Genomic DNA, 6,690 nt, shown 5'->3' on the forward strand with positions numbered 1-6,690 from the left:
CCGGCCTTCTGGTGGCGCCAGTACTGGCCACCCACCCGGGCCGCGGAGTCGAGAAGGACGGTCAGCGCGCCCTGCTCGGCGGCATGCACGGCGGCGGCGAGGCCGGCCGGACCTGCGCCGATGACCGCGACCGAGGGGCGCTCGGGGGAGTCAGCAGGCGAGGTCATCATGGCCCGTCCCGGTCTGGGTGGTGACGGTCATGCCGGCCCGGGCCGGAATTAGGCAGGCGCGTTGATTCGGGGCGCCGTCCACGGTGACCAGGCAGTCGTAGCAGACGCCGATGCCGCAGAACAGGCCACGCCGGGTTCCGCCCCGCCTGGTCACCCGCCAGCCGTAGATGCCTGCGTCGATCAGCGCGGCGCCCACGGTCTGGCCGTCGGCGAAGTCGATCTCACTGTCATCGAAACCGAAGCTGGTCATGTCAACTGTCCGATCAGACGTTCGGGAGCGAAGGGCTTGGGATCCACGCTGGTCGGTTGGCCGGTGATCAGGTGGGCGATCAGCTCTCCGGTGGCCGGCGCGAGGCCGATGCCGGCGCCCTCGTGCCCACAGGCGTGCAGCAGCCCGGGAAGCCGCGGGTCCGCGCCGATGACGGGGAGATGGTCCGGGCAGTAGGGCCGGAACCCCGCGTACACCCGCATCAGGTTGATCCTGGCCAGCACCGGGAACAGCGCGATCGCCTGCGCGGCGAGCTGCCGCACCACCGGAATCGAGATGGTCCGGTCGAAGCCCACCCGTTCCCGGCTGGCGCCGATCAGCACCGTCCCGGACCTGGTTCCCTCGACGACCGGCGACAGCTCCAGGCCTTCGCTGTCGGAGGCGACATTGGCGACGTAGTCGGCCGAGTACACCTTGTGCCGGACGATCCGCGGCAGCGGCTCGGTGACCAGGATGAAGCCGCGCCGCGGCAGGATCGGCACTTCGGCTCCGAGCGCGGCCGACACCTGGCCGCCCCAGGTGCCCGACGCGTTGACCACGTAATCGGCCGGCGCCGTGCCCGCGCTGGTGCGCACCCCGGTGAGGCGGCCATCGGCCAGCACGGCGCCAGTCACCTCGACACCGGTTCGCACCAGCGCGCCATGCCGGCGAGCGGCGGCGAGCAGGGTCGCGGCGGCGAGCATGGGCTGGACCTGCAGGTCGCCCGGATAGAAGGCGCCGCCCGCCAGCGCCCGGGACAGGTGCGGCTCGGCCTCGTGCAGCTGGGACTGATCCAACGGCTCGCTGTCCACCCCGAGAGCGCGTTGGACGGCAGCGAACCGGCGCAGCGCCGTGAGCCCCTCGGGACTGCTGGCCACCACCACGCCGCCCTTGCGCTCGAGCTCGAAGCCAGCGCCGCCCAGCTCGTCGCCGAGTTCGTTCCACAGCAGGGAGGACCGCAACGCCAGCTGCAGCTCGGGACCGGCCTCCTTGTCCGAGAGCAACAGGTTGCCCTCACCGGCGCCGGTCGTGCCGGCGGCGACGGCGCCACGCTCCAGGACGGTGACCTCCAGGCCGGCCCGAGCGCCGTAGAAGGCGCAGGCAGCGCCCACGATGCCCGCTCCGACGATGACCACCCGTGCCATCTCAGTACTATGTCACACAGCACTGACCTATCGCATAGTGTGTGGTTCGTCAGGCCCGCAATGGTCCTCATTCCCGGCAGTTGAGATATTCCTGGGAGCTCGGTCGATCCGGCAGAAGCCACGCGATAGGAGACAGCGATGAACCAGGCCCAGCTACTAGATCTGGCGATGAGATACGGCCGCCAGTACGGCCCGCGGGCTCTCGAAGCGTGGCGCACGCTGACTTCCCTGGTCGACAAGAATCCGCAGCTCGGAAAGCTCTCCGACAAGCTGGGCAGCCGTCTCACCGCCCGCCGCCCTGGTTCGAAGCTGCACAGGCAGATCGAGTTGGCCAAGGAGTTCGCCACCATCGCTCTGACCGATCAAACGGTCCCCGAGCGACAAGAGCTTGCCCGAAGCTGGACCCGCACGGCTAAGGCGCTTGACATGCAGTTGCGAGCAGCGGATGGGGGACCTTCAAAACTCGCCAAGGGGCGCCGCGCGGATGTGGCGGAGCGCGTCGATCTCCTGCTCACGGAGATCATCGAGACGACGATGAAGTGGGCCGAGAGTTAGGCCTCGGATACCGGATTCCTGCAGCCCCTGACGGTGGGATCACCCGAAGAAACGTCCACATGGAGGAGCGGGGCGCGGCAACAGAGTGCGCGGCCGACAATCTCGATGACCACGTCTAGCCGCGAGCCAGTGTTCACCCGGGAGAACGGTCTGGCCCGGATGGGCCAGTCAAGTGCTCGGCGACGGCCAACCTGCCTCGCCCGGCCCAGACCATGGCGGCCACCGCGGCTCCGAACAGCACGGGAACCAGGTACAGGTTGTTGCCGGCGAACCGGTGGTTGACGGCCAGGCCGCCGAGGAAGTTGCCGGTGGTCATGCCGAACGCCACCGCCGTGGTGAGCCAGTAGGTGCCTTCGGTGAAGGCGGTCGCCGGCACCGTCCGCTGCACGATCTCGTTGGCCGTGATGGTCGTCGGCGAGATGATCACGCCGGCGACCACGAGCACCAGGGTGAGGCTGACTATGTCGTTGGCGAACATCAGCGGCACGTGCACCAGCGCTGCCGCCGTCATCACGATGGTCAGCTGCCGGACGAGCGGGATGCGGATGGGCAGCGCGCCGTAGAGCAGGCCGGCGGTCAGGCTGCCGATGCCCCAGAGCCCCAGCAGCACCCCGGTGAGGTTGCGATGGCCGAGCTGGGCCGCGCGGGCGATGGTGATGATCTCCACCGAGCCGATCATCGAGCCGAGGCCGAACACGACGGCGAAGGTCAGGCGCATCGCGGTCAGGCGCATCACACCCTCGCCGCGCGGGGTCGGGGTGTGATGCGGCTCGGGCTGGCTGCTCCGCTGCGCGGCCAGCGCCAGGGTGCCGATCACGGCCAGGCCGAGCACGGTGAGCAGGCCGGGCACCGGGCCGATGCCGGTGGCCACGAACGCGACCAGGACCGGCCCGGCGATGAAGACCACCTGGGTGGTGACGCCCTCGACGGCGTAGGCGGTGCGCAGCAGCTCGGTGCCGGCCAGCGCCTTCGTCCACCGGGCCCGGACCAGGGGCGAGGTCACCGGCATCACCGCCCCTGCGAGCAGCGCCAGCGGGATGAAGGTCCAGCCGGGGGCGTCCATCCGCACCGCGAGGACCAGCGCGCCGACGAACACGGTGAAGGCCGAGACCACCACCACCAGCACGATGGCCTGGCCGTAGCGGTCGGCAAGGCGGCCGATGAACGGCCCGCACAGCCCGACGGCAAGGGTGACCGAGGCAGCGACGGCGCCGGCCAGGGCGTAGTTGCCGTTCTCGGCGGTGATCGCCAGCACCAGCGCCAGGCTCAGCATCGCGGTGGGCAGCCGGGACACGAAGCCGGCGAGGACGAAGCCCCATGCGCCCTTGACCGCGAAGGTCCGGCGGTAGGCGCCAGCCGTGGTCGGCGGATCAGCCGCTGCCGGCAGGTCAGCCGCGCCAGAGCGATCAGCAGGTCGCTCAGCCGCGCCAGCCAGATCGGCAGGTCGCTCAGCCGCGCCCGGCAGCGGTGGGCTGGCGGGCTGGGTGTCGGCGGAGTCGGGCATCAGCCCCGGTCACCGACCAGCTGCTCCAGCTCCTTGCGCAGGATGCCGCGCTGGACCTTGCCCAGCGGGTTCTTCGGCAGCTCGGTGCGGACCTCCACCCGGTCCGGCCAGTTGTAGAAGGTCATCCCCAGCCCGTCCAGGTACTCGGAGAGCTCTTCCACGGTCGGCGGCGGCCCGGCCGGGACCAGCACCGCGCACAGGCCGTCCAGGGTGGGGATCTCGACGTCCGGGTAGCCGATCAGCACGACCTCGCGGATCCGCGGGTGCCGCAGCAGGATCGCCTCCACCTCCAGGGTGGGCACCTTGGTGCCCCAGCGCCGGATGATCAGGTCGTCCCGCCGGCCGGTGATCCGGATGCCGCCGCGGCCGTCGGGCCGGGCCATGTCGCCGGTGTCGAACCAGCCGTCGGAGTCCAGGCACCCTTGGTAGACCTCCTTCTGGTTGAGGTAGCCCAGGCACTGGCTGGGGCTGCGCACCAGCAGGTGCCCCAGCGACTCATCGTCCTCGGCGTCGATCCGCAGCTCCACCCCGGCCAGCGGCGAGCCGTCGCTGTGGGCGGCCCAGCCCTGCGGGTCATCGGGCCGGGTGACGGTCATGCTGCCGTTCTCGGTCATCCCCCACAGCGCGCCCAGCTCCACCCCGAGGACCTCGCGGACGTCGTCGACCAGCTGCGGCGGGATCGGCGCCGAGCCCGAGATCAGCGCCTTCAGGCTGGACAGATCGCGGGGTTTCTCCCGCTGCGCGTCGACGAGCGCGATCACGAACGGCGGCCCGGCATAGACGAACGTCAGGCGGTGGGTGGCGATCATGTCGAGCAGGGTGTTCATGTCGAAGTCGTCCTGCATGGCGCAGGTGCCGCCGAGGATCACCGACAGGTAGACGCCGAAGATCACCCCGGCGAGATGGGTCATGGGATGGGGGACGGAGGCCACGCAGTCGGCATCGAACCCCCAGCAGCCGGGCACCGCGGACGCCGCCGCGTACAGCGTGTTGTGGCTGTGCGCCACCGCCTTGGGGGCGCCGGTGGTTCCGGAGGTGAACAGCAGCAGCGCGACGTCGTCGGGGTCCGGCGCGGGCAGCTCGTCGAGCGGGTGGGTCTGCTCCCACGGGGTGTCGACGAAGAACTCGCCGAAGTCGATGAGGTCACCGGAGCCGGGCTCGGCCGGGCCGGTGCGCACCACCACCCGGTGCGCCAGGGTGTCCGGGGCGGCCTCGGCGAGGCGTTCGACGTAGTCGGCGTCGAGGTAGCTGTCGGGCACGATGCAGACCTTCGCGGCGCTGCCGGCCAGCACCAGCCCGAGCTCCCGGGCGCCGAGGGTGGGCATCACCGGCGCCGGGACCGCCCCGATCCGGGCGCAGGCCAGGTACAGCGGGTTGAGCATCCACCAGTTCGGCAGGTGGATGGCGACGACGTCCTGGCGTCGCACGCCGAGCTCCAGCAGCGCGGCGGCGAACCGGTCCACCAGCGCGCTGAGCTCGGCGTAGCTGATGATGCGGGCCAGGCTGCCGCCGGTGTAGCTGATGATGGCCGGCTTGTCCGGGTGCTCGGCCACCGACCGCCGCAGATCGTCCAGGACCGTCTCGCTCCGCCACCTGCCGCTGGCCCGGAAGGATTCGGCCCGATCAGCCGGGGGGCGGACCAAGGTGTCCCACATCGGCAGCTCCTTCCACGCGGGACGTCGAGGCTCGACGCCTCGACGGATGTCAGGCAGCAGTCTGTCGGGGCAGGGGTTAACGCGCCATAAGTGGTGATCCGATGTGACCCGCTGACGGCAGGCGTCAGCTACCCGGGCCGCTGCGCCTGCTCGAGTTCGTGCCGCAGCACCTTCCGCTGGACCTTGCCCAGGGCGTTGCGGGGCAGTTCGGTACGCACCTCCAGCCGGTCCGGCCAGTTGTGCCAGGTCATGCCCAACCCCTCGAGGTAGCTGGTGAGCTCGTCCAGGCTAGGCGGCTGGCCTTCGGGGACCAGCACCGCGCAGAGGCCGTCGGCACTGGGCACCTCGGGATCCGGATAGCCGATCAGCACCAGCTCGCGGACCTGTGGATGCCGCAGCAGGAGGGCCTCGACCTCCAGGGTGGGCACTTTGGTAGCCCAGCGCCGGATGATCAGGTCGTCCCGCCGGCCGGTGATCCGGATGCCGCCGCGGCCGTCGGGCCGGGCCATGTCGCCGGTGTCGAACCAGCCGTCGCCGTCCAGGCAGCCGGTGTAGACCTCGCGCTGGTTGAGGTAGCCCAGACACTGGCTCGGGCCGCGCACCAGCAGCCGGCCCAGTGACTCGCCGGGGTCGGCGTCGATCCGCAGGTCCGAGCCGGCCACCAGCGAGCCATCGCTGTGCGCCGCCCAGCCCTGCGGGTCGTCCGGCCGGGTGACGGTGATCGGCCCGTTCTCGGTCATGCCCCACAGCGCCCCGAGCTCCACCCCCAGCACGGCGCGTACGTCGGCGATCAGCTGCGGCGGGATCGGCGCCGAGCCGGAGATCAGCATGCGCAGGCTGGACAGGTCGCGGGGGTTCCTGCGCTGCTCGGCGACCAGCCCCATCACGAACATCGGAGCCGCGTAGACGAAGGTCACCCCGTGCTCGGCGATCATGTCCAGCAGCAGGGCCATGTCGCCGTCGTCCTGCATGACGCAGGTGCCCCCGAGGATGACTGCCATGTAGGAGCTGAAGATCACCCCGGCCAAGTGCGTCATGTAGTGCGGAACGGCGACCACGGTGTCCGCGCCCAGCCCCCAGCACGCCGGCAGCGCGGTCGCCGCCGCGAACAGGGTGTTGTGGCTGTGCGCCACCGCCTTGGGCGCGCCGGTGGTGCCGGAGGTGAACAGCAGCGCGACGTCGTCGGCGTCCAGCGTGTCGATGCCCGGCAGCGGATGACTCTGCTCCCAGGGCGTCTCGACGAAGAACTCGTCGAAGTCGAGCAGCCCGTCCGCCCGTCCGGGCAGGGTACGCACCACGACCCGGTGGGCCAGCGACGGAGGCATCGCGGCGAGACGAGGCAGGTAGTTGTATTGACCACAGACGTTGGTGACGCTGTTCGGCATGGCGTCGTGACATGAGGAAGACCTCCGAG

The 6,690-nt window shown here is 70.7% G+C and carries 7 protein-coding genes; 1 reads left to right on the top strand and 6 read right to left on the bottom strand.

Annotated features, from left to right (window positions below):
- The 3 genes from VF612_RS05840 to VF612_RS05850 all read right to left on the bottom strand — a co-directional run.
- A partial coding sequence (locus VF612_RS05840) for an FAD-dependent oxidoreductase (protein ID WP_408658920.1) occupies positions 1–170 on the bottom strand: 170 nt, incomplete at its 3' end.
- Positions 151–420: a (2Fe-2S)-binding protein gene (locus tag VF612_RS05845; protein ID WP_408658914.1), complete on the bottom strand. Its 270-nt coding sequence runs from the start codon at positions 418–420 to the stop codon at positions 151–153. The genes VF612_RS05845 and VF612_RS05840, both read right to left, overlap by 20 nt.
- Positions 417–1,562 carry an NAD(P)/FAD-dependent oxidoreductase gene (locus tag VF612_RS05850; protein WP_408658915.1) on the bottom strand — a complete coding sequence of 382 codons (1,146 nt, stop codon included), beginning with the start codon at positions 1,560–1,562 and terminating at the stop codon, positions 417–419. Before VF612_RS05850 ends, VF612_RS05845 begins: the two co-directional genes overlap by 4 nt.
- Before the next feature lie 138 nt (positions 1,563–1,700).
- Here VF612_RS05850 and VF612_RS05855 point away from each other — a divergent pair, with 138 nt between their 5' ends.
- Complete coding sequence (locus tag VF612_RS05855; protein WP_408658916.1) at positions 1,701–2,117, top strand: hypothetical protein; 417 nt, start codon at positions 1,701–1,703, stop codon at positions 2,115–2,117.
- Between the two features lie 133 nt (positions 2,118–2,250).
- Here the strand turns inward: VF612_RS05855 and VF612_RS05860 are convergent, their stop codons facing one another.
- The 3 genes from VF612_RS05860 to VF612_RS05870 all read right to left on the bottom strand — a co-directional run.
- Positions 2,251–3,621, bottom strand: coding sequence for an MFS transporter (locus VF612_RS05860; RefSeq protein ID WP_408658917.1), 1,371 nt, complete (start codon positions 3,619–3,621; stop codon positions 2,251–2,253).
- On the bottom strand, positions 3,621–5,276 hold the full coding sequence (locus VF612_RS05865; protein ID WP_408658918.1) for an AMP-binding protein: 1,656 nt from the start codon (positions 5,274–5,276) through the stop codon (positions 3,621–3,623). The genes VF612_RS05860 and VF612_RS05865 overlap by 1 nt, the downstream gene beginning before the upstream one ends.
- Positions 5,277–5,404: 128 nt before the next feature.
- Positions 5,405–6,690 (bottom strand): AMP-binding protein (locus tag VF612_RS05870; protein ID WP_408658919.1); only part of this gene is annotated, 1,286 nt, incomplete at its 5' end.

It is taken from the genome of Jatrophihabitans sp. (genome assembly GCF_036388195.1).
Lineage (GTDB): Bacteria > Actinomycetota > Actinomycetes > Mycobacteriales > Jatrophihabitantaceae > Jatrophihabitans_A.

Bases quoted from the DNA above. Each gene is read 5' to 3' on its own strand.
- VF612_RS05845 (WP_408658914.1), bottom strand. From the start codon at position 420: ATGACCAGCTTCGGTTTCGATGACAGTGAGATCGACTTCGCCGACGGC.
- VF612_RS05850 (WP_408658915.1), bottom strand. From the start codon at position 1,562: ATGGCACGGGTGGTCATCGTCGGAGCGGGCATCGTGGGCGCTGCCTGC.
- VF612_RS05855 (WP_408658916.1), top strand. From the start codon at position 1,701: ATGAACCAGGCCCAGCTACTAGATCTGGCGATGAGATACGGCCGCCAG.
- VF612_RS05860 (WP_408658917.1), bottom strand. From the start codon at position 3,621: ATGCCCGACTCCGCCGACACCCAGCCCGCCAGCCCACCGCTGCCGGGC.
- VF612_RS05865 (WP_408658918.1), bottom strand. From the start codon at position 5,276: ATGTGGGACACCTTGGTCCGCCCCCCGGCTGATCGGGCCGAATCCTTC.